Consider the following 22,889-nt stretch of genomic DNA (forward strand, 5'->3'; position numbering starts at 1 on the left):
GCTGGTATGTTCAAGGTGCGCGTGATCCCCTGCCTCGACGTCAAGGACGGACGCGTGGTGAAGGGCGTCAACTTCGTCGACCTGCGCGATGCCGGCGATCCTGTCGAGGCGGCGATTGCCTATGACGCCGCGGGCGCCGATGAACTCACTTTCCTCGACATCAACGCCACCCACGAGAACCGCGGCACCATGATGGACGTGGTGCGCCGCACCGCAGAAGCCTGTTTCATGCCGCTGACGGTCGGTGGCGGCGTGCGCACGGTGGACGATATCAAGACGCTGCTGCGCGCCGGTGCCGACAAAGTCTCGATCAATTCGGCCGCGGTGGCCAATCGCCAGTTCGTCAAGGAAGCCGCCGAGAAATTCGGCGACCAGTGCATCGTGGTCGCGATCGATGCCAAGCGATCCGGCTCGCGTTGGGAGATCTTTACCCATGGTGGCCGCAAGTCCACGGGCATCGATGCCATCGAATTCGCCCAAGAGGTTGTCTCATTGGGCGCTGGTGAAATCCTGCTCACCTCGATGGATCGCGACGGCACCCGCTCCGGCTTCGATATCGAGCTGACCCGGGCCATCGCCGACAGCGTCGGGGTACCGGTCATTGCCTCGGGCGGCGTCGGTAATCTCGATCATCTGGTCGAAGGTATCAGGAGCGGTCATGCCACTGCGGTTCTGGCGGCCTCGATTTTTCACTTCGGGGAATTTACCATTCGCGAGGCCAAGGACCATATGGTGCGGGCCGGACTACCGATGCGGCTGGACCCCTAGGGTCACTCGACCCGTAAGTCAAAGTCTGGCAGGAGTCCGCGCTGCCCAGCCAACAAGGCGCCGAAATGGCTTTTACGCTTCACGATCTCGCCGATACCATCGACGCCCGCGCGGCAGCGGGTGGCGACGCGTCCTATACGCGCAAGCTGCTCGACAAGGGCGCGGAGCATTGCGCCAAGAAGTTTGGTGAGGAAGCGGTCGAGACTGTGATCGCGGCAGTCGAGAACGATCGCATCAATCTGATCAATGAAAGTGCCGACCTGCTGTTTCATCTGCTGGTGCTTCTGAAGGCGCGCGGCGTGACGATTCAGGAAGTCGAGACGGCGCTAGGTCAGCGCACGTCGCAATCCGGACTGCAAGAGAAGGCTTCGCGCCAGAGCGAGTAACAGCGTCGATCATAACGGGGACCGCTTCATGGATGTGCGGGCAGACCAACAATATAATCCCTATCGGACTTTCTCGCGCGAGCAGTGGGCGAAGCTGCGCGACGATACGCCGATGACGCTGGAGGCCGGCGAGATAGCCGCCCTGCGTTCGATGTATGATCGCCTCGATCTGCGCGAGGTCGAAGAGATTTATCTGCCGCTGTCCCGCCTGCTCTCGATCTATGTCACGGCAACGCAGCGCCTGTATTACGCACAGCGCAAGTTTCTGGGTATCGAAGACCGCAAGATGCCCTACATCATCGGCGTAGCCGGTTCGGTGGCCGTGGGAAAGTCGACCACTGCGCGCGTGCTGCAGGCGCTGCTGGCGCGCTGGTCGCCGCGGCCGAAGGTCGATCTCGTGACGACCGACGGATTTCTGTATCCGAATGCAGTGCTCGAGCGCGAAGGCATCATGCAGAAGAAGGGCTTTCCCGAGAGCTACGATCTGCCGACGCTGCTGCAGTTTCTCAGTGACATCAAAGCCGGTCGCAATGCCGTCCGCGCGCCGGTCTATTCGCATCTCACTTACGACGTGGTTCCAAACAAGTGGGTCGAGGTCGATCAGCCCGATATCCTGATCGTCGAAGGCGTCAACGTGCTGCAGACCGGGCGTCTGCCGCGCGACGGCAAGGCGGTACCCGTGGTCTCCGACTTCTTCGATTTCTCGGTTTACATCGATGCGGACGAGCCGGTTCTGCGCGACTGGTATGTGAGACGGTTTCTGGCGCTACGCGACACTGCGTTCCACGATCCGCGGTCATACTTCAATCGCTACGCGCTGTTGTCGGACGAAGAAGCGACAGCGACCGCGTTGGCGATCTGGGAACGGACGAACCTGGCCAATCTCGAAGACAATATCCTTCCGACGCGGCCGCGTGCGACGCTGATCCTGAAAAAGGGCGCGGACCACGTGGTGGAGAACGTTGCGCTACGTCGGCTGTAGACGATCACGCTGCGTGACGTGAGGCATCCGTGCTGAAGTGCTCGATATAGCGGGCGCCGATCGAGGTCACCGGCATCACGATCAGGACGTCGGTGGTGCCGAACTGGTGATCGATCACGGCGCCGTCGCCGATCATGGCGCCGATTCGCAGGTATCCCTTGATCAGCGGCGGCAACGCACGGAGTGCCGCCTTGGTGTCGATGGCATCCGCGGCCATCCGGTTCATCTCGACATAGCGCGACGGATGCGCGCGGGCGCGCCAGGCTTCGGGTGCGCGCGCATTGTGGTGCAGGAACGACAGCGGCAGTGCCAGACGCTCCGGATCGGTGCCTTCAAAGCTGGCACAACCGATCATGACGTCGAACTTGTTCTGGCGCACATAGCTCCAGATGCCCTGCCATAACAACTCGACGGTGCGCTTGTTGCGGTAACGCGGCAGCACGCAGGAGCGACCGAGTTCGAGAAAGCGCAGACCCGCATGGCGCTCGATCATCCCCGACAGATCGAATTCGCTATCGGTATAAAAGCCCCCGTTTCGCATGGCTGCCTCATGCCGTAGCAGGCGATAGGTGCCAACCACCGGCTGCTTGCCGGATAGCGTGGGCTTCGCGTCGTGATCGACGACGAGAAGGTGATCGCAGATCTTGTCGAATGCATCCTTGTCGCGGCGTGCGAGCATGGTGGCGGCGTCGGCGATCGCAGTACCGTTCTTGTAGAATACTTTATACCGCAGACGCTGCGCGCGCTTCACGTCGCGCTTGTCCTGCGCGAGGCGAACTTCGAGCGGGCCCATCCGGCCCAACGAACCGGTGGTAGCCGGAATGCCGTTGGCGGGATGAAGGTGCAGCGGCGGCTTGAACCAGGTGATCGCAGTCTGTGCGGCGGCGCTCATGTTCTGGGGCCGCAACATCTGCATGAAACCCTGTTTCGGTCGCACCAGTTCGTTGCCATGCATGGCCATCCCCAACTCAATCGCCTTGTGCCGCAGGCATCACGCGAATCATCGATGCGGCCTATCCGCACCAGACATCACGAGCGCTCAACAGCCGTGTGACGGACGTGTTGCGGAGGTGTGACAGCGACATTGAGAGTGGAGCTAGGCGGCGATATGCCGCGACGTAGCAAGTCCCTTGAGGGCTTCGGCGAGTTTGTTGCGGTCCAGCGGCTTCATCAGGAAGCCATCCATACCGGCCTCGAAACAGGCGTAGCGATCTTCCACCAGCGCATTGGCTGTAAGGGCCAGGATCGGCGTACGCCTGACGCGCTGGCCGGCCTCGCGTGCGCGAATGCGTTTGGTGGTCTCAATGCCGTCGAGCTTCGGCATCTGGATATCCATCAGGACGAGATCGTAAGGCGTGCCTGCGGAATCCGAGGCCAGCCAGGATTCCAGCGCCTCATTGCCATTGGTGGTCACGACCGGCTTGTGACCCAGCCGCGTCAGCAGTGAGCGCATCAGCAGCGCGTTGATCTCATTGTCTTCGGCAACGAGGATCGACAGACTGGGCCCCGTCGCCAGCGCCAATCCCGGCGTGGCAGGTTCACGCTCGAGCAGATCATCGGGGGCGATCGCTGGCGAATCGGTCTGCAGGGTCAGGCGCGCAGCGAGCGAGGCCGCACGCAGCGGCTTCACCAGATAGCCGGTGAAGGCGCTCGGTGCCGCGGGCTGTAACTCATGTCGCATTGCCGGCGTAAACAGCACGATCCGTCGTAGCGCGTGCGGAATCGCGGCATCCGCGAGGTGTTCGGCGGCGTCAGCGCCAAGGGCACGATCGATCATGACGGCATGCCACGACCGTTCGGGCAGCAGTGCTTGTGCGACGGCAATATCCGATACGGTGCAGGTCTGTGCCCCCCAGCGCCCGAGCCGCAAGGCCATCAAGGAGGCTTCGATGGTTTGCGGCGCCACCAGCATCACCGAAAGGCCAGAGAGATCGGGCGCCATGAAGGTCGCCGTACCGCTGTCGGACGCGGCGAGCGGGATCGACACTTCGAATGTCGAGCCGGCGCCGAGTTCGCTCTGCAGCGTGATACGGCCGTTCATGCGCCTGACGATGCGCTCGCTGATGCTGAGGCCGAGACCCGTTCCGCCGTAGTGGCGCGCAGTGCCCTCGTCTGCCTGTTCGAATTCGCGGAAGATGCGCTGCTGCGCCTCGGGTGCGATGCCGATGCCGGTATCGCGCACCAGGAAAGAGATTTCGTTTGGCCAGATGCCCGGTTCGACGATCAGGGCCACGCCGCCCGTGGCAGTGAACTTGATGGCATTCCCCGCGAGATTGAGCAGCACCTGACGCAGCCGCGCCGCATCGCCCACCACTTGCAGCGGCAGCCGCTCGTCGACATAGGCCGCGATTTCGAGATTGCGGGCCTGCGCGCGCGGCGCCAGCAATTCGGTGATGTCCTCGATCAACCCGGCCAGTGCAAACGGCCGGTATTCAAGATCGATCTTGCCGGCTTCGATCTTGGAGTAATCGAGCAGCTCCTCGATGAGTGACAGCAGCGCATCGCCGGAGGTCTTCACAGCCCTGGCGTAAGTGGTCTGTTCGGGCGTCAGTGGCGTATCGAGCAGCAAGCCACTCATGCCGAGAATGCCGTTCAGCGGCGTGCGGATTTCATGGGACGCCATGGCGAGGAAACGCGACTTGGCGCTGTTGGCGGCATTGGCATGGTCGCGCGCTTCACTGAGGGCGCGTTCGGTCTGGGTGCGGTCGGTGACATCGCGACCGACGCACTGCAATTCGGCGGGCTGTCCGGCGTCGATCCGCACCAGACCTTCGCGCCATGCGATCCAGCGCGGGCCGGTCGCCGTGGCGATCTTCTGATCGTGGATGCTGGTGCCGTTGGGCTCGTTGGCGATGTCGCCCTGCTCCAGCAGCGTGAGTTCGAAGCGGCTGCCGATCAATGCCTCGCGCGGTCGTTCCGCCAGCGCACAATAGGCATCATTGACGAAGGTGATGCAGCCTTCAGTGTTGCGGATCACGATCAGGTCGCCCTGCGCTTCGAACAGGCTGCGCGCGCGCTCTTCGGCCTCCTTCAATTCCCAGTTCCGGTCGACCAGGGCTTCGTTATGTGCAGCCAGCTTGCGCATCCGCTTGCCCATCAAGCGCATGCGGATGCTCATGGTGGCCAGGGCGACGCAGGCCAGCGCGAACAGGAAGCTGGCGCCGATTGCAAAGGCGTGCGGGTCGTAACCTGAGTCTTTCGACGTCGAGCCGGAGATAAAGCCGTAGGCGCCCCCGAAGGCAGCCGAGAACATCACGATGGAGCGGATGATGAAAGCAAGCCATGGAAAACGGCGCGCAAAGCGCCGGAAATAGACCTTGATCCGGAAAACGCCCTTCGCCACAGATCAGTACTCCGGCTTGGTCACATCAAGGCTCGCGCCTGCACGCAAATACAGACCGCGATCAGGCGATCGCGGATATCGGAGACAATGCGGGTATGTTGTTGCCAAGTGCTTGCCCTCGCCGCAGTTTTGAATTTGCCGGCGCAGACATGGTTGATGAAGCGTTAATGTGCGGCCTAGAGGCTGGCCGCTGCCATCCGTGCCGGGCTGCGATTGTGGGCGCCGACGATCAGTGCTGCCGCATCGCGCGCCGTGAAGCTGTGTGACTTCACGAAGATCCGGTAGTCGGCGTCCCCGTGTTCCGACAAATAGATGACGGGCTCTGAACTCGCGGATGTGTCGGCAATGCCGATGAAGCGCGTCGCGGCCGTGATGGAACAGGCGTCGGGTTCCGCTGCGTCGACATCATCGAGCACGACGAAGTCGGCGGTCTCGGCGCTGTCGACGATCTGCACACGGACGGTCGCCTGCAGGGGATCGCTGGTGAAGCTGACATGCGATTGCGCCTGCCAGGGCATGGTGGCGATCTGGATGGTGGTTTCACTGGTGGAGATGCAAGGACGTGCGCCGGTTACGAAATCGCCGTGGGTGAGAAAAGCTGCAAGAGCCAAGGGAATCGTCGAGGCTAAAATCTTGAAACGCAACATGACACGGTACTCGCCTTGGCCCCGTAACGCGGGGTTATGGTGAGCAGAGCGTAAACAAAACTCGTTACTATCGCGTTGACGTCCACATCAGGGGGGTGACGTGGAGACGTCACGCCGCGCGGCGCACATCCTCAGCCAACGCACGGTAAGACAACGCCTCGGCCAGATGCAGCCGACCGATTTTTTCTGCGCCGTCGAGATCCGCGAGCGTCCGGGCTACGCGCAGCACGCGATGATAGCCGCGCGCTGTTAGCCGCATCGTTTCGGCGGCATCGCGCAACAATGTCAGTCCTTGGGCATCCGGCTGCGCGACCGTTTCCAGCACAGAGGCGGGCGCGGAAGCATTGGTGTGGGTGCCCGGCAATCCCGTCGCAGCATAGCGTATGGTTTGCAGATCGCGCGCGGCGGCGACACGCGCTGCGACTTCGGCGGAACCTTCCGACGGCGGCGGCAGAATGAGATCCGATGCGGTGACAGCCGGCACTTCGATGCGCAGATCGATGCGGTCCATCAGGGGGCCGGAGATGCGCGCCTGATAATCGGAGGTGCAGCGATCGATGCGGCCGCGTTTGCAGGAGAAGCCAGGCTCGAACGCGTGACCGCAGCGGCACGGATTCATCGCAGCAACCAGCATGAAACGCGCCGGATAAGTGACGCGGTGATTGGCGCGCGACACCGCGACCTCGCCATTCTCCAGCGGCGCGCGCAGCGAATCGAGCACGCGCGGATCGAACTCCGGCAGTTCATCGAGAAACAGAACGCCCTGATGCGCCAGCGAAATCTCACCCGGTCGCGCGCGCAGGCCGCCGCCTGTGAGCGCCGCCATGCTGGCGGAGTGATGCGGCGCGCGGAACGGCCGGCGTGCGGTGAGCGCTCCGTCCTTGATTTCGCCGGCCACCGAAGCGATCATCGAGACTTCGAGGAGTTCCGCCGGTGATAGCGGCGGCAGAATCGATGGCAGCCGTGCCGCCAGCATGGATTTGCCCGATCCCGGACTTCCGACCATCAGCAGGTGATGCCCGCCGGCGGCAGCGATCTCCAGCGCGCGCTTGGCACTTTCCTGTCCCTTGATGTCGCGCAGATCCAGCATGGATCCCTCGCGCGCGTGAATCTTCGGTTGGGGCCGCGACAGAACCTGCGTGCCCTTGAAGTGATTGGCGATCTGGATCAGCGAGGTCGCCGCGATGATCTGGATGTCTGGGCTGGCCCAAGCCGCCTCCGCGCCGCAGGCAGCCGGACAGATGAGGCCTTCATCGCGTGCATTGGCGCCGATGGCAGCGGGCAGCACCCCGGCCACCGGCGCGAGCGAGCCATCGAGCCCGAGTTCGCCGAGCACGGTGAAACCGCTCAGGGCATCCGCCGGAATCGCGCCGATCGCCGCCATCAGTCCGAGCGCAATCGGCAGGTCGTAATGGCTGCCTTCCTTCGGCAAATCGGCGGGCGCGAGATTGACGATGATCCGCCGTGCCGGCAGAGCAAGACCCGAGGCGACCAGCGCGGCACGGACCCGTTCGCGCGCTTCGGACACCGCCTTGTCAGGCAGGCCGACGATCAGGAAATTCGGCAGACCGGGCACGACCTGAACCTGCACATCGACCGCGCGGGCCTCGATCCCCTCAAAGGCTACGGTGGAAACACGTTGAACCATGCCGCCCTCATTCGGGATGAGAGCATAACTTAAGGTTGTTATTATTTCAAGAACAATCAGTGAACGAAGATAAAGATAAAGTATGCTGATTTTGGCTGAAGTCGGCCACTGGCGTAGGAAATCTTAAACACGTCATGCAAAACATCCTATCAAGAGCTCCGAGACGAAGACCGGGTGCCCGCAGAATGTCAGATCGCTTGTCGAAGCCGCCAGACGCTCCGAATGACGCCGACCTGATCGCTGCGCTGAGGGCGCAGATCGAAGCCCAACAAGTCATTATCGACGAACAAGCTGCTTCGCTGGCGCATAGCCGGAAGATCTTCGATCGCTCTTCGGCCGCCGCGCGAATCGGCGTCTGGGAATGTGACCTTTCCGATGAATCGCTGGTCTGGACCGATGTTGTCTATGACATCTTTGATCTGCCGCGGGGCTCGACGCCGCTTCGCGAGGAGGCGCTCGCCTGTTACCCCGAAGAATCGGTCAGGGAACTGACGAAGCGGCGCAGCAAGGCCATCGAGGATCGCACAGGCTTCAGCCTCGATGCGGAAATCATCAGCTTCAAGGGCAACCGGCGCTGGATCAGGATCACGGCTACCGTCGAGTCCGTCGACGGCGTTGCCGTCCGCATCTTCGGCATGAAGCAGGATATCACGGAAGAGAAGATTCTGGCTGACCGTAACCGCTATCTCGCCGAATTCGATACGCTGACCGGGCTCGCCAATCGCAGCCAGTTTCAAACCAGGCTGTCGCTGTTCGATGCAGCATCGGCCAGCAAGGCAAAACCGTTCGGCGCGCTGTTGCTGATCGATCTGGACGAATTCAAGCCGGTCAATGACTGCTTCGGCCACGCAGCCGGCGACACCTGTCTCACTGTCGTGGCAAATCGTATCCGCAACATTTGCGCGGGCGCGGAACTGGTCGCGCGCCTCGGCGGCGATGAATTCGCGGTTCTGCTGGGCCCCCACGCACAATTCGAGGAAGCCTCCGAGACGGCGCGCGCCATCGTCGCGCAGTTGGGCCTGCCGATCGATCATCGCGGACAGCAACTGCGGGTAGGCGCATCGGTTGGCATCGCTTTGGCGGACAATTGCACGTCATCGCAACTGGCGGCCATGGCCGACTCGGCGCTCTATGCGGCGAAGGATGCCGGCCGCGGGACGTTCCGGATCTACAAGCGCGGTGCAGAGCGACGCGCGCGGGACACGTCATCCGCTGCGTAACGATAGGGTCGGTGTGGAATTCCTGCGGCGGCCACTGTCTCAAGTTCGCCGCAGGAAAGTCGAAAGATGTCCGCTAGAGATTCATCACCATCGGCTCGGCGATGTAGCGGAAGCCGTCGCCTGATTTCACCACATGGCCATAGCCCGGCCACGCGAAGTGATAGGACATCACAGCGGTCTTGTTGGCTGCGAGCATATCGAGCATCTTCACCCGCGTTGCCGCTGCCATCTTCGGATCGGAGTCATAGGCGAACTCCATCCGTGGCTTCTCCAGTAGCAACACCTGATGATGGGTAAGATCGCCGAGGAAAGCGAAGGACTTTCCGTCCGATTGGATCATGAACATGTGGTGGCCGAACGTATGACCGGGCGCATGCATGGCAGTGACGCCCGGCAGGAACTCCTGACCGTCCTTGTAGAACACCAGGCGGTCGCGCACCGGCAGCAGGTTCTTGCGCGCATGGACGATGAAGTCCTTGAGCGGTGAACCCAGTTTGCCTTCGTCGGTCCAGAACTTGAAGTCTTCCTCGCTGAGATAGACCTGTGCATTGGGAAACAGCGGCTTGTCATTGGCATCGACGATGCCGCCGATATGGTCGATATGGGCGTGCGAACACACCACGGCATCGATATCGCCGGGCTTGATGCCCGCTTCGGCCATGCTTTTCTGCAGGCGGCCTGTGGTGTTGCCGAACAATTGCGACGTACCCATGCCTGTATCGAACAGGATGAGTTTGTCGCCCATGTTGACGATCGGGGCGTTCTGTTCGAGCACGACGTTGCTGCTGCTGAGGAAATTATCCGTCAGCATTTTCTGCACGTCCTCCTTGGGTACGCCGACGAACGTGCCGGAAGGATCGCCGAGCGGCAAAGGTCCGTCGGAGACAACGGTGACTTCGGCGCTGCCCAGCATGAAACGATGGAAGTAGGGTGCCTGCGTGCCGAGTTTTGGTGCCTTGGCCGATGCGCTGCCGATCAGGCCGGGAGCGAGGAGATTTGCGCCCAGACCTGCGCCGAGTGCGAGCAGGGACCTTCGCGAAACTTCTGAAGTCATGCGTTTCTCCACTGATATGCTTTTGCTTGCCGCCACATGTGGCGGGCCGCCCGATTGGCCGGTCGTGCATCGGCATGCTGCGCTTGCCGATCATGACTGGCAAGCAAAAGCAGCAAGCGGAGAATTGCGATAAATGGAATTCAAACTGCTGCGTCGATGATTGACGCAGCGCAGCGAATGACGTGGCGGAGTTTACTTCCGCTTCGCTTCGATCACGTCCCAGACGCGCGCCGCCACATCCGGTCCACCAAGCTTGGCGATGGCGCGGATGCCCGTGGGGGATGTGACGTTGATCTCGGTGAGGTTACCGTCGATCACATCGATGCCGACGAACAGCAGACCGAGGTCGCGCAGCGCCGGTCCGACGCGTTCGCAGATCTCGCGCTCGCGCGGCGAGAGTTCGGTGGCCTTGGCGGCGCCGCCGCGCACCATGTTGGAGCGCAAATCGTCTTCAGCCGGCACGCGGTTCACGGCGCCAGCGAATTCGCCGTCGATCAGGATGATGCGTTTGTCGCCATGTTTCACTTCGGGAAGGAAGCGCTGGATTACCCACTGCTCCTTGAAGGTGACGGAGAACAGATCGTAGAGCGAACCGAAATTCATGTCCTGCGGCAGCACGCGAAACACCGCCGCGCCGCCATGGCCGTGCAGCGGCTTCATCACCACGGCGCCATGCTCGGCGCGGAACGCGTTGATCTCATCCTTGTCGCGCGAGATCAGCGTCGGCGGCATCAGGTCCGAGAACCCCATCACGAAAATCTTCTCCGGCGCATTGCGCACCGAGGCGGGGTCATTGACCACCAGCGTCTTCGGGTGGATGCGCTCAAGAAGATGTGTCGAGGTGATGTAAGCGAGATCGAACGGCGGGTCTTGCCGCAGCAGCACCACGTCGAAGGATTCCATATTGGTGCGGACGGGGTCGCCGAGGGTAAAGTAATCGCCCTCGACGTCGCGTACCGACAGCGACTGTACCGGCGCCACCACGTCATTGCCGCGCAGCGAGAGCTTGTCCGGGGTGTAATAGGACAGTTTGTGGCCGCGCTTCTGGGCTTCCAGCAGCATCGCGAAGGTCGAGTCGCCCTTGTGATTGATGCGCGCGATGGGGTCCATCTGGACGGCGACGTTCAAGGTCATGCTGGGGGTCCGGAATTGTGATCAGGAAGGCGAAAACTCAGGTACTGGCGTCGAACGCCGCTAACAGATGGCGTGGCAAATGTCTCGGCGCAATCAGTACGACGTCGAAACGCAGATCGAATTCCGCATGTTCGGGATGCGTCATCAGCCAGGCCTGGGCGGCATCCATGATTCGGGCCTGCTGGCGCGGCGTCACGGCATAGGCGGCTTCGTCCAGGCTGGCGCGGGCCTTTACCTCGATAAAGGCGACCAGGCTGCGCTTCCTGGCGACGATATCGATCTCGCCATGAGGGGTGCGAAAGCGGCGGGCCAGGATCCGATAGCCCTTGGCCAGCAACAAAGCTGCGGCGCGGCTTTCGGCGGAGAGGCCGGTATTGAACGCGGCGACGCGTTCCGGCGCGGCCAGCTTGGCAGCGGGCGTCGGGGCAGAGACTTTGTCAGTCTTCGCCATCGCCGGAGTCCTTGTGAATCTCCTTGGCCAGTTCCAGCGCGCGGGCATAGACGGCGCGGCGCGGCCGCCCGGACAGCTCAACGGCATGAGAGACGGCATCCTTGACGCTGTCGCGCTGCAACGAGCTGCGCAGCAGGGCATCAAGATCGTCTTCGGTCATCGCCTGCGCATCGGCAGCCGGCGGCCCGATGACCAGTACGAATTCGCCGCGGGTCTCAAGCCCATCGGCTTCCTTGGCCAGATCGGCAATCGCTCCGCGATTGACCTCTTCGTGCATCTTGGTGAGTTCCCGGCAGATCGCGGCGTCGCGGTTGCCCATGATGTCGGCGAGATCGGCCAGCGTGTCCTGCACGCGGTTGCCAGAGTCGAACATCACCAGCGTGGCGTCGATGGCGGCAAGCTCCGTCAGTCGCGACCGGCGCGCCATCTGCCGCGATGGCAAAAAGCCCTCGAAGAAAAAGCGATCGGTCGGCAGCGCCGAGACGGCCAGCGCGGCCAGTACCGAGGACGGGCCCGGCAATGAAATGACACTGAAGCCGGCGGCGGTCACTTCGCGCACAAGCTTGAAGCCGGGATCGGAAATCAGCGGCGTGCCGGCATCCGACACCAGCGCGATGGACGCGCCTTGTGCCAGCTTCTCGAGGATCTTCGGCCGCGCCTGTTCGGCATTGTGCTCGTGATATTGCTTGAGCGTGCCGGAAATCCCGTAGCGCTCGGTGAGCCGGCGGGTGATGCGGGTGTCTTCACAGGCGATGATGTCGACCCCGGCCAGGGTCTCCAGCGCGCGCAGGGTGATGTCACCGAGATTGCCGATCGGCGTGGCCACAAGATGCAGCCCCGGAACAGCTTTTGGTGCCATGAGCAGGTGGCCTGAGACCGTGAAGGTCCGGGCCGATGGCGCCGCGGCGTCCGCAGGCGATGAGGATAAGGGTGTTGCGCGCATGGCGACAATGTAGAGCGAATTGCGCCAAAGGGGGACAGCCGTTTTTCGACGTTTGGCTGTGGTTCATTCCCGTCGTGCTAATCTGCCCGCGGTGACCGGGTAAGGCCGAGCATAAAGCTTTTGTTTTGGTTAACTTATTGCCGACAATATGTCTGAATCCGCGCCTCACACTATATGGTGGGTGATGAGGCGGGCCGATGTGATGCGGCCGAAAGAAGAGAAGTGATGGCGGATCCGTTCGACCCCAAATCCGGGACCAAGGGCGCGACTTCCGGCGCGACACGGCGGGCCGCTGTCGGCCTGCTGCTGGGTGCGCCGCTGCTCGGAGCATGCGCGGGTGTGCAATCGACGCTGACCAATGCGTTTGGCACCGGCCCGGCTGCACCGTCAGGTCCGCCCGCTGGAGCGGCGCAGCAGTCGCAAGCCATCGGCACCGGGGGCACGAAAGTCGGGCTGATCCTGCCGCTGTCGGCTTCGGGCAATGCCGGTGTCGCCGCACAGTCGATGAAGAACGCCGCCGAAATGGCGCTCGCCGAATTCCAGAATCCCAGCATTCAACTGCTGATCAAGGACGACAATGGCAGCGCGCAGGGCGCGCAGCAGGCGGCCCAGCAGGCGCTCGACGAAGGCTCCGAAATCATTCTCGGGCCGCTCTTCGCGCTCTCGGTACCGGCCACCGCGCAGCTGACGCGCGCGCGCAATGTGCCGGTGATCGCGTTCTCAACCGATTCCAGCGTCGCCGGTCGTGGTGTTTATTTGCTCAGCTTCCTGCCTGAGTCGGACGTCAATCGCATCGTCGATTACGCCGCGGGCACGGGCAAACGCTCCTTTGCGGCGATGCTGCCCGAGAATGCCTATGGCAATGTCGTCGAGGTCGCGTTCAAACAGGCCGTCGCGCGCAAGGGTGGCCGCGTCGTCGCCTTCGAGCGCTATGGCGCGGATCGCTCCAGCGCAGCGCGCAACATCGCAGCGTCCCTCACCGGCGCAGATGCGCTGTTTATTGCCGACGATGGCGATGCGGTCGTCGCGACAGCCGATGCCCTGACCGCGGCGGGCGCCAATCTGCGCAATGTGCAATTGCTCGGTACAGGCCTGTGGGACAATCCGCGCGTCTTCAACAGCGCGGCGTTGCAGGGTGGGCTCTATGCCGCGCCGGATCCTGCAGGGTTCCGTGCCTTCGCCGGCCGTTATCGCGCGAAATATGGCAGCGATCCCGTTCGTACTGCGACGCTTGCTTACGATGCGGTGGCGCTGGTCGCCGCTTTGGCACGCACCCAGGGCGGACAGCGCTTCGCGCCTGAAACGCTCACCAATCCATCCGGCTTTGCCGGCATCGATGGCCTGTTCCGGTTCCGCAGCGATGGCGGCAACGATCGCGGCCTCGCCGTGATGAAAGTCGCATCGGGTGGCGGTCAGGCGGTGGCCGGATCGCCGAAGAGCTTCGGCGCGTAGGTTTTACGCCGCCAGATCTGCGACAACAGCGTCGAGCACGGGGAATCCCTCCTGCGTCACCCGCAGGCGTCCGTTCTGTTCGACGACGATGGCGCCTTCCTCGCGCAGGATCTGGATACGCTTCTCATCCAGCGCACGGCCGGACAGCATCTGATAGCGCGCAGGATCGATGCCCTCAGCGAGGCGCAGGCCCATCAGCAGATATTCGTCGGCGCGTTCTTCGCTGTTGAGCAATTCATCCGATGTTACGCCGTGGCCGTTGTCTTCCACGCGCATCACCCAGGCTTCCGGACGCTTCTCGGTGGCGATGGCATGGCGGACACCGTCGATGTCGAGACGGCCGTGGGCGCCGGGACCGATGCCGGCATATTCCTGGCCGCGCCAATAGACGAGGTTGTGTTTGCACTCCGCGCCGGGGCGGGCGTGATTTGAAATCTCGTAGAACGGCAGGCCCTGCTGCGCGCAGACCTCCTGCGTCACATCATAAAGCGTGCGTGCGAGGCCTTCGTCGGGTGTCCTCAGTTTGCCGGCGGCGTGCAATCCGAAGAACGGCGTGCCTTCCTCGATGGTCAGCTGATACAGGGACAGATGTTCGGCGGCTTCCGAGATCGCGAGCTTGAGTTCATCGGTCCACATCTGCGGCGTCTGATCGGGGCGCGCATAGATCAGATCGAATGAGTACCGTTCGAATGCGCTGCGCGCGATGGCGACGGCATCGAGCGCTTCACGCGCCGTATGCAAGCGTCCGAGCGACTTCAGCGACGCATCGTCGAGCGCCTGGACGCCGAGCGACACGCGGTTGACGCCGGCCTCGCGATAGCCGCGAAAGCGCGTCGCTTCGACGGAGGTCGGGTTGGCTTCGAGGGAGACTTCGACGTCGGAGGCGACGTTCCAGTATTTTCCGATCGAATCCAGAATTGCGCCGACGGTTTGCGGCTGCATCAGCGACGGCGTCCCGCCACCGAGAAAGATCGATGTCACCGTGCGCCCCGGCGTGCGGGCTGCTGTGGTTTCGATCTCGCGTGCGAATGCGCGCGCGAAACGCACTTCATCGATCGCGTGATGACGGACATGGCTGTTGAAGTCGCAATACGGACACTTCGACAGACAGAAGGGCCAGTGCACATAGACGCCGAACGCGTCCTGCTGTGCGTCAGCGGGGTTCAAGGCAGATCTCCGCGAGTTTCACGAAGGCCCTGGCGCGATGCGACAGGCCTTCACCGAGTGGCGGCAACCCGTGCTTCTCGACCGCGGTCATTTCGCCATAGGTGCGGGTGTGACCATCGGGCAGGAATGTTGGATCGTAGCCGAAGCCGGCGGTGCCGCGCGGCGGCCAGACCAGCGTGCCATGCGCATGCGCTTCGACTTCCTCGAGATGACCGTCGGGCCACGCCACGCAGAGCGCCGAGACGAAATGCGCGGCGCGCTTGTCAGGCGTCGTCGCGCCGCGCTCCTGCAGCAGGCGCTCGATGCGCGTCATCGCGCCGATGAAGTCCTTGGATTCGCCGGCCCAGCGCGCCGAGAGGATGCCGGGCGCGCCGTCGAGTGCATCGACGACGAGGCCGGAATCATCCGCGAAGGCCGGCAGTTGCGCGACATTGGCCGCAGCGATGGCCTTGATGGCGGCATTGGCTTTGAAGGTGTCGCCGGTCTCGTCGGGCTCCGCGAGGCCGAGCTCGCCGGCCGACACCGCTTCGATGCCGTAGGGGGCCAGAAGATCGCGCATCTCGGCAAGCTTGCCGGGATTGTGGGTGGCGATGACGAGCTTCCCAGTGATTCGACGATGTTGAGTCATGATGAAGTATAGTCCGGTAATAGAACTCCGTCATGGCCGGGCTTGTCCCGGCCATCCACGTTTTTGCTCGCGGCTCAGGCGTGGATGCCCGGCATCGGGCATGACGGCTTCGTTTTAAGCGATCGCCATCTTCTGCAATTCGACCAGACGGCCGACGCCCGTCTGCGCCAGTGCCATCAGTTTCAGGAACTCATCCTGCGTGAACGGCGTCTTCTCGGCGGTGCCCTGCACCTCGATAATGCGGCCGTCGCCGGTCATCACGAAATTGGCGTCGGTGTCGGCTTCGGAATCTTCGGCATAATCGAGATCGAGCACCGGGGTGCCCTGATAGATGCCGCAGGAAATGGCCGCGATATTGTCGCGCAGCACGTTGCCGCCACCGTTCTTGAACATGTTGCGGTTCTTCATCCAGCCAATGCAATCGGCCAGCGCGACCCAGGCGCCGGTAATCGAGGCCGTGCGGGTACCGCCATCGGCCTGGATCACGTCGCAATCGATGGTGATCTGGCGTTCGCCGAGCGCTTCGAGGTCGACGGCAGCGCGGAGCGAGCGGCCGATCAGGCGCTGGATCTCGACGGTGCGGCCGCCCTGCTTGCCGGATGCGGCTTCGCGGCGGGTACGTTCGAGCGTGGCGCGGGGCAGCATGCCGTATTCGGCGGTGACCCAGCCGCGGCCCTGGCCCTTGAGCCATGGCGGCAGGCGCTCTTCCAGCGTTGCGGTGACCAGCACGTGGGTGTCGCCGAATTTCACCATGCAGGAGCCCTCGGCATATTTGACCACGCCGCGTTCCAGCGACACGGCGCGCAGTTCATCGGGCGCACGACGGCTTGGCCGCATGAGAAAATCCTTCCAAATGTCCAGAGAAAGCCTGTTCGCGGTGCTTTTAGGGGCGACGGAGCGCAGCGGCAAGGGCAGGGCAGGTTCCACAATAGCAATGGTGCTTGTATCCGGCCCGCCGGAGCGACAGATTAGGTTCTCAAGGAGTTGCCTGTGGCCCACCACGATCCGATCGGCCTGATTTCGCCGCATGCCGGGCTCGCCCAGCTCAACGAGCGGTCGCGCGAGATCTTTCGGCAGATCGTCGAAAGCTATCTCGCCACCGGCGAACCTGTCGGTTCGCGCAATATTTCACGCCTGATCACGGTTCCGCTGTCGCCGGCTTCGGTCCGCAACGTCATGTCGGACCTGGAGCAGCTTGGCCTCATTTACGCCCCGCATACCTCTGCCGGGCGGCTGCCGACTGAACTCGGACTGCGGTTTTTCGTCGATGCCTTGATGCAGGTCGGTGATCTGACCGAACCAGAGCGGCAGTCGATCCAGCAGCAGCTGTCCTCGGTCGGTCGCTCGCAGACCGTGGAAGCGGCGCTTGGCGAGGCGCTGACGCAGCTGTCCGGCCTGACCCGCGCCGCGGCGGTAGTTTTGACCGCCAAGTCCAATGTGCGGCTGAAACACATCGAATTCGTTCGTCTGGAACCCGAAAAGGCCCTGGTCGTGCTGGTGGCCGAGGATGGCCAGGTCGAAAACCGCGTGCTGACCCTGCCGCCCGGCGTGCCGTCATCGGCGCTGAACGAGGCCTCGAATTTCCTCAATGCCCGGATTCGCGGCCGGACGCTGGCCGAGGCCCGGTTGGAGCTGGAAACCGCGCTGACCCAGAACCAGATTGAGCTCGATCAACTGACCCAGAAGGTGATCGCCGCCGGTATTGCCAGCTGGTCGGGCGGCGACAAGGACGATCGGCAGCTGATCGTGCGCGGTCAGGCCAATCTGCTGGAGGACCTTCATGCGCTGGAGGATCTTGAGCGCGTTCGCCTCCTGTTCGACGACCTCGAAGCCAAGCGCGAGGTGATTGATCTTCTCGGCCGGGCGGAAAATGCCGAAGGCGTGCGCATCTTCATTGGCTCGGAAAACAAGCTGTTCTCGCTGTCGGGCTCGTCGACGATCATTGCCCCCTATAGCGACGGCGCGGGCCATATCGTCGGTGTTCTCGGTGTCATCGGACCGACACGTTTGAACTACGCGCGGGTGATTCCGATGGTGGATTACGCCGCCCGTATCGTCAGTCGCATGCTCGGCGGCTAACGGATCGGCCAATTCCGGCCGGTTGCGCTTGATTTTCGGCGCTCAAACCCCGATATCCCGCTCAGCAATCCCACCATTTTGGCGTGTTTTTGAGAAGGCAGCGTGATGACTGATTCCAATGGGCAGAACGACAATCAGGACAAGACGGCAGCGGCCGCCGATCCGGTGGTCTCCAAGCCCTACATCATGCCGGACGATCCGGAACCGAATTCGGTCGAGGCCCTGACCAAGGAAGCCGCGGACGCGCGGGACAAGATGCTGCGCACGCTGGCGGAGATGGAAAACCTGCGCAAGCGGACGCAGAAGGAAATCGCCGACGGCCGCACTTATGCGATCGCTAATTTCGCACGTGAAGTGCTCGATATCGCCGACAGCCTGCAGCGAGCCCTCGATGCGGTGCCTGCCGATACCAAGGCTGCAGCGGATCCGGGTCTGAAGGCCTTGCTCGAAGGCGTGGAGCTTACCGAGCGCTCGCTGCTCAATACGCTGGAAAAGAACGGCGTGAAGAAGTTCGATCCGTCAGGTGAGAAGTTCGATCCGAACTTCCAGCAGGCGATGTACGAAGTGCCCGATGCCTCGGTGCCCGCGGGCACCGTCGTTCAGGTCGTGCAGGCCGGCTACACGATCGGCGAGCGCGTGCTGCGCCCGGCGCTGGTCGGCGTGTCGAAGGGCGGCGCCAAGACGGCGCCGGTTTCGGAGTAAGCGCAGGATGGGCAAAGGCGCACTTGCGCCGTGCCCACCATTCTCACAGTCAATGTAGCTTGGTGGGCACGCTTTGCTTTGCCCACCCCGCAAGATCAAGCGGCCAGGTCGCCCGACTGAATCCGCTTCACGCCGGCCTTGTTCATGTCGGCCCAGGCCTTGGCCAGCGAGCCCTGCGTGTCGATCCCGCGGCAGGCATCCTCGATCACATAGACATCGAAACCCGCTTTTCGCGCATCGAGGGCGGACCACGCGACACAGAAGTCGGTGGCGAGGCCGGCGATGAACACGCGCTGTAATTTGCGGGCTTTCAGATAGGCGGCGAGACCGGTGGTGGTCTTGCCGTCGGCCTCGGTGAAGGCCGAATAGCTGTCGACGTCCTTGTTGAAGCCCTTGCGCAGGATCAGCTCGGTATGCGGGATCGCGAGATCCTTCGAGAGGGCGGCCCCCTCCGTGCCCTGCACGCAGTGATCCGGCCACAGCACCTGCTTGCCGTATTTCACCTCAAGGGTTTCGAACGGCTTCTTGCCGCTGTGGCTGGACGCGAATGAGATATGGCCCGGTGTGTGCCAGTCCTGCGTCATCACCACGTCGGCAAATTTCCTGGCGATGCCGTTGATAACCGGCACGACCTTATCGCCGTCTTTCACAGCCAAACTACCGCCCGGCAGGAAGCAGTTCTGCACGTCGATCACCAGCAACACGGATGTACGATCGAGGCTGACCTTGCCGGCGGCGGATAGTGTTTTGGGAGCTAGGCTGGTCATGGCTACGGCTCCAAGCCCTCCGAGAATTTGACGTCTGTTGAGCATCGCGAAACTCCCCATAGCGGATGACCCAGCAAATCAGGTCACAGGGAAGTCGTAAAGCAGGCCGTGAGCCCGGCCCGCTCCAGTCTTCAGCGCGGCTCGATACCGTCGCGCACAGCACGGAAGCGCGGAAACGCCTTGGCCCAATCGTCGCGCGGTGCGCTGGCAATGATGCGCATCGTAACCTTGCCGCCGCCAAAGCGCAGCCACTGCACCACGCTGACCGGCGTGTTGTTCTTGCCGCTGACGGCATCGATGCGGGTCTCCCAGCCGGCCATGCCGTCGATGCGCTGCGGCTCCGACATGGTGATGCGGCCCTCGCGCAAACCCGGAATCGCGCCTGCGGCCTGCTGGGCAAACCGGCCGCGGTCGTCGGGCTTTTCCGGCGCCGAGGCCAGGCTGCCGATCACCATGAAAGGATTTGTCTCGATGCTGTTCTCGTCAGTCGAGTCGGCCAGCAAAAGGGCCGCGCCGGGTGCGAGCGTGCGGACGGTCTTGAAGTCGCTCATTTCCGAGATCTTGAACGGCATCAGGCCGAGCTGTTCTGCCAGTGGTACTTCCTTGCGCACCACGGCGGATGCGAGCATCTGGCGCACCGCGTCGTCGGTATAGATCTTCTGGGCGTTTTCCGGGACCTGCACGGCCACATAGCCCGAGAAAGTTCCGCCGCCGCCGACGATCATCGAATAACGCCTGACATTGCCGGTGGCGTCCTTGGCATTTTCGATTGTGTAGAAGGCCTTTCCGGCCGTGGTCTCGATGCTTTCCGGCTTCGCGACCATGCCTGCCGGATTGGCCTTGAACGCCGTCTCGACCTCGTTGAAGGCGGCGGCCGGCAATTCGGTCACGAGCACTTTGACGCCCTGATCGGAGGTCTCGAAGCCGACAAAAGTCTTTGCCGGGGCGAGGCCGACCAGCGGGGCCAGACCCACGCGGACGCCCGGCGGGAAGATCGGGTCGGCCGCAAAAGCGGGACTGAAGGCGGCCGAAATGGCGGTCAGCATGGTCAGAGCGAACAGGGGCGCAGCATGTGTCATGAAAAATCTACTGGGTTTGCATTGAGGCTGTTCGATGGTGCCGGGCTCCGGCCTTGGTCGCCGCGCGCCGGCCGGAAGGGGCTTTCACGGTTGCCCCGTTCCGCCAACAGATCAAGCCATAAATCCGTTCCCGGCGGGGGCCGCGCCCATCCGCCGCGTCTTGGCGAAACAACTGCCAAGGGACTGTTTCACCAAATATTAATTTCGCGCGCTGGTCGTGTTTTCATGGGTCCGGAGTGTGCCAGATGCCTTGCGGCCACCACCCCCCCTCCTATATGAGGCCTACCGTCGCAATATCGCGAATAGTTGATGTTTGGGGGTTGGGAGCGGGGTGCCGTCAGGGCCCAGCCAACCTGCCGCAGAAAAAGGATATGAGAGCATGGGAAAGGTCATCGGTATCGACCTCGGTACGACGAATTCCTGCGTCGCCGTTATGGACGGCAAAACGCCGAAGGTCATCGAGAACGCAGAAGGCATGCGGACCACGCCGTCCATCGTGGCTTTTACCGATGATGGCGAGCGCCTCGTCGGTCAGCCGGCCAAGCGCCAGGCCGTTACCAATCCCGAGCGCACCATTTTCGCGGTGAAGCGCCTGATCGGCCGCCGTTATGACGATCCGACCGTCGAGAAGGACAAGAAGCTCGTCCCCTACAAGATTGCCAAGGCTGGCAATGGCGATGCCTGGGTCGAAGTCGATGGCAAAACCTATTCGCCCTCGCAGATCTCCGCCTTCACGCTGCAGAAGATGAAGGAGACCGCGGAGGCTCATCTCGGCCAGAAGGTCGAGCAAGCCGTCATCACCGTGCCCGCCTACTTCAACGACGCCCAGCGTCAGGCCACCAAGGATGCCGGCAAGATTGCCGGCCTCGAAGTGCTGCGCATCATCAACGAGCCGACCGCTGCTGCGCTCGCTTACGGCCTCGACAAGTCGAAGTCCGGCACCATCGCGGTGTACGACCTCGGCGGCGGCACCTTCGACGTCTCGATCCTCGAGATCGGCGACGGCGTGTTCGAAGTGAAGTCCACCAACGGCGACACCTTCCTCGGCGGTGAAGACTTCGACATGCGGCTCGTCGGCTATCTGGCCGACGAATTCCAGAAGGAGCAGGGCATCAACCTGCGCAACGACAAGCTCGCCCTGCAGCGCCTGAAAGAGGCGGCTGAGAAGGCGAAGATCGAGCTGTCGTCGACCACCCAGACCGAAATCAACCTGCCGTTCATCACGGCGGACCAGACCGGTCCGAAGCATCTGACCATGAAGCTGACGCGCGCCAAGTTCGAGGCGCTGGTCAACGACCTGGTCGAGAAGACCATCGAGCCGTGCCGCAAGGCGCTGAAGGACGCCGGCCTCTCCGCCGGTGAAATCAGCGAAGTGGTGCTGGTCGGCGGCATGACCCGCATGCCGAAGATCCAGGAAGTGGTGAAGCAGTTCTTCGGCAAGGAGCCGCACAAGGGCGTCAACCCGGACGAAGTCGTTGCCATCGGCGCGGCGATCCAGGCCGGCGTGCTGCAGGGCGACGTCAAGGACGTGCTGCTGCTCGACGTGACCCCGCTGTCGCTGGGCATCGAGACGCTGGGTGGCGTGTTCACCCGCATCATCGAGCGCAACACCACGATCCCGACCAAGAAGAGCCAGGTGTTCTCGACCGCCGAGGACAACCAGAACGCCGTCACCATCCGGGTCTTCCAGGGTGAGCGCGAAATGGCGGCCGACAACAAGCCGCTCGGCCAGTTCGATCTGATGGGTATTCCGCCGGCTCCGCGCGGCATGCCGCAGGTCGAGGTGACCTTCGACATCGACGCCAACGGCATCGTCAACGTGTCCGCGAAGGACAAGGCGACCAACAAGGAACAGCAGATCCGGATCCAGGCATCCGGCGGTCTGTCCGAGTCCGACATCCAGAAGATGGTGAAGGACGCCGAAGCCAACGCGGCCGAAGACAAGAAGCGTCGTGAAGCCGTCGACGCCAAGAACCACGGCGATGCACTGGTGCATTCGACCGAGAAGGCTCTGAGCGAGCATGGCGACAAGGTTGGTGAGTCCGAGCGCCGCGCCATCGAGGATGCCATGAGCGACCTCAAGGAAGCGCTGAAGGGTGACGATGCCGAGGCCATCAAGGCCAAGACCAACACGCTGGCGCAGGCTTCCATGAAGCTCGGCGAAGCGATGTACACCCAGCAGGCTGAGGCTGACGCCAAGCGCGATGCTGAAAAGGATGACGTGGTCGACGCCGAATTCACGGAAGTCGACGACGACAAGCCGAAGAAGTCGGCCTGATAGGCGAGCAGAACAATGGCCCTCATCCTGAGCAGCGCGGTGCGCATCTCGAAGGATGAGGGCCATTTTTTGTTAGACCGCCTTGTTAGGCGATGCTTGTTAGCCAAGTTTTGTTAGTGCGGGAGTTGCATCTTTATCGATGCGTTCTTCTGGGATGCTCC

Annotated in this window: 21 protein-coding genes; 8 read left to right on the forward strand and 13 right to left on the reverse strand. The window is 62.7% G+C overall.

Annotation, left to right across the window (positions count from 1 at the left end):
- Positions 1-6: 6 nt before the first annotated feature.
- The 3 genes from hisF to coaA all read left to right on the forward strand — a co-directional run bounded on the left by hisF (position 7) and on the right by coaA (position 2,136).
- On the forward strand, positions 7-768 hold the full coding sequence (gene hisF, locus ACEK02_RS20570; protein WP_371423416.1) for an imidazole glycerol phosphate synthase subunit HisF: 762 nt from the start codon (positions 7-9) through the stop codon (positions 766-768).
- A 65-nt stretch (positions 769-833) separates the two neighbouring features.
- A complete protein-coding gene (locus ACEK02_RS20575) occupies positions 834-1,154 on the forward strand; it encodes a phosphoribosyl-ATP diphosphatase (RefSeq protein WP_371423417.1) in 321 nt (106 codons plus the stop codon).
- A gap of 28 nt (positions 1,155-1,182) precedes the next feature.
- Positions 1,183-2,136, forward strand: a complete 954-nt coding sequence (gene coaA / locus ACEK02_RS20580; RefSeq protein ID WP_371423418.1) for a type I pantothenate kinase — start codon at positions 1,183-1,185, stop codon at positions 2,134-2,136.
- 4 nt (positions 2,137-2,140) lie between these two features.
- On the opposite strand, the gene ACEK02_RS20585 is transcribed toward coaA, so the two are convergent.
- From ACEK02_RS20585 to ACEK02_RS20600, 4 genes are all read right to left on the reverse strand, one after another.
- Positions 2,141-3,091, reverse strand: a complete 951-nt coding sequence (locus ACEK02_RS20585; protein WP_371423608.1) for a GNAT family N-acetyltransferase — start codon at positions 3,089-3,091, stop codon at positions 2,141-2,143.
- Between the two features lie 141 nt (positions 3,092-3,232).
- Complete coding sequence (locus tag ACEK02_RS20590) at positions 3,233-5,479, reverse strand: ATP-binding protein (protein ID WP_371423419.1); 2,247 nt, start codon at positions 5,477-5,479, stop codon at positions 3,233-3,235.
- Between the two features lie 176 nt (positions 5,480-5,655).
- Entirely contained in the window at positions 5,656-6,126 is a 471-nt protein-coding gene (locus ACEK02_RS20595) for a hypothetical protein (RefSeq protein ID WP_371423420.1), read from the reverse strand.
- Between the two features lie 109 nt (positions 6,127-6,235).
- Positions 6,236-7,774: a YifB family Mg chelatase-like AAA ATPase gene (locus ACEK02_RS20600; RefSeq protein ID WP_371423421.1), complete on the reverse strand. Its 1,539-nt coding sequence runs from the start codon at positions 7,772-7,774 to the stop codon at positions 6,236-6,238.
- Between the two features lie 185 nt (positions 7,775-7,959).
- Between ACEK02_RS20600 and ACEK02_RS20605 the strand changes: the two genes are divergently transcribed.
- A complete protein-coding gene (locus ACEK02_RS20605) occupies positions 7,960-8,994 on the forward strand; it encodes a diguanylate cyclase domain-containing protein (RefSeq protein ID WP_371423422.1) in 1,035 nt (344 codons plus the stop codon).
- Between the two features lie 73 nt (positions 8,995-9,067).
- Here ACEK02_RS20605 and ACEK02_RS20610 read toward each other — a convergent pair whose 3' ends face one another.
- The 4 genes from ACEK02_RS20610 to rsmI form a co-directional block, all read right to left on the reverse strand.
- The gene (locus tag ACEK02_RS20610) at positions 9,068-10,048 is read right to left on the reverse strand and encodes an MBL fold metallo-hydrolase (protein WP_371423423.1); all 981 of its coding nucleotides are present in this window, start codon (positions 10,046-10,048) and stop codon (positions 9,068-9,070) included.
- 192 nt (positions 10,049-10,240) lie between these two features.
- Positions 10,241-11,182 carry a glutathione synthase gene (gene gshB / locus ACEK02_RS20615; protein WP_371423424.1) on the reverse strand — a complete coding sequence of 314 codons (942 nt, stop codon included), beginning with the start codon at positions 11,180-11,182 and terminating at the stop codon, positions 10,241-10,243.
- Positions 11,183-11,219: 37 nt separating this feature from the next.
- Positions 11,220-11,633 (reverse strand): YraN family protein, encoded by a 414-nt coding sequence (locus ACEK02_RS20620; protein ID WP_371423425.1) that lies wholly within the window; start codon positions 11,631-11,633, stop codon positions 11,220-11,222.
- Positions 11,620-12,576, reverse strand: coding sequence for a 16S rRNA (cytidine(1402)-2'-O)-methyltransferase (rsmI, locus tag ACEK02_RS20625; protein WP_371423426.1), 957 nt, complete (start codon positions 12,574-12,576; stop codon positions 11,620-11,622). Before rsmI ends, ACEK02_RS20620 begins: the two co-directional genes overlap by 14 nt.
- A 225-nt stretch (positions 12,577-12,801) precedes the next feature.
- Between rsmI and ACEK02_RS20630 the strand changes: the two genes are divergently transcribed.
- A complete protein-coding gene (locus ACEK02_RS20630; RefSeq protein WP_371423427.1) occupies positions 12,802-14,028 on the forward strand; it encodes a penicillin-binding protein activator in 1,227 nt (408 codons plus the stop codon).
- 3 nt (positions 14,029-14,031) lie between these two features.
- On the opposite strand, the gene hemW is transcribed toward ACEK02_RS20630, so the two are convergent.
- The 3 genes from hemW to rph all read right to left on the reverse strand — a co-directional run bounded on the left by hemW (position 14,032) and on the right by rph (position 16,660).
- Positions 14,032-15,195 carry a radical SAM family heme chaperone HemW gene (gene hemW, locus ACEK02_RS20635; protein ID WP_371423428.1) on the reverse strand — a complete coding sequence of 388 codons (1,164 nt, stop codon included), beginning with the start codon at positions 15,193-15,195 and terminating at the stop codon, positions 14,032-14,034.
- Positions 15,182-15,823 carry an RdgB/HAM1 family non-canonical purine NTP pyrophosphatase gene (rdgB, locus tag ACEK02_RS20640; RefSeq protein WP_371423429.1) on the reverse strand — a complete coding sequence of 214 codons (642 nt, stop codon included), beginning with the start codon at positions 15,821-15,823 and terminating at the stop codon, positions 15,182-15,184. The genes hemW and rdgB overlap by 14 nt, the downstream gene beginning before the upstream one ends.
- 114 nt (positions 15,824-15,937) lie before the next feature.
- Positions 15,938-16,660 (reverse strand): ribonuclease PH, encoded by a 723-nt coding sequence (gene rph / locus ACEK02_RS20645; RefSeq protein WP_371423430.1) that lies wholly within the window; start codon positions 16,658-16,660, stop codon positions 15,938-15,940.
- Between the two features lie 153 nt (positions 16,661-16,813).
- Between rph and hrcA the strand changes: the two genes are divergently transcribed.
- Together hrcA and grpE are read left to right on the forward strand one after the other, a co-directional pair.
- Entirely contained in the window at positions 16,814-17,902 is a 1,089-nt protein-coding gene (gene hrcA, locus ACEK02_RS20650; protein WP_371423431.1) for a heat-inducible transcriptional repressor HrcA, read from the forward strand.
- A 105-nt stretch (positions 17,903-18,007) separates the two neighbouring features.
- Positions 18,008-18,604 (forward strand): nucleotide exchange factor GrpE, encoded by a 597-nt coding sequence (grpE, locus tag ACEK02_RS20655; protein WP_371423432.1) that lies wholly within the window; start codon positions 18,008-18,010, stop codon positions 18,602-18,604.
- Between the two features lie 95 nt (positions 18,605-18,699).
- On the opposite strand, the gene pncA is transcribed toward grpE, so the two are convergent.
- Both pncA and ACEK02_RS20665 read right to left on the reverse strand, forming a co-directional pair.
- Positions 18,700-19,416: a bifunctional nicotinamidase/pyrazinamidase gene (gene pncA / locus ACEK02_RS20660; protein ID WP_371423433.1), complete on the reverse strand. Its 717-nt coding sequence runs from the start codon at positions 19,414-19,416 to the stop codon at positions 18,700-18,702.
- Between the two features lie 86 nt (positions 19,417-19,502).
- Positions 19,503-20,417, reverse strand: coding sequence for a hypothetical protein (locus ACEK02_RS20665; RefSeq protein ID WP_371423609.1), 915 nt, complete (start codon positions 20,415-20,417; stop codon positions 19,503-19,505).
- Between the two features lie 412 nt (positions 20,418-20,829).
- Here ACEK02_RS20665 and dnaK point away from each other — a divergent pair, with 412 nt between their 5' ends.
- Positions 20,830-22,728 carry a molecular chaperone DnaK gene (dnaK, locus tag ACEK02_RS20670; RefSeq protein ID WP_371423434.1) on the forward strand — a complete coding sequence of 633 codons (1,899 nt, stop codon included), beginning with the start codon at positions 20,830-20,832 and terminating at the stop codon, positions 22,726-22,728.
- Positions 22,729-22,889: the final 161 nt, after the last annotated feature.

The organism is Tardiphaga sp. (genome assembly GCF_041424195.1).
GTDB lineage: Bacteria > Pseudomonadota > Alphaproteobacteria > Rhizobiales > Xanthobacteraceae > Tardiphaga.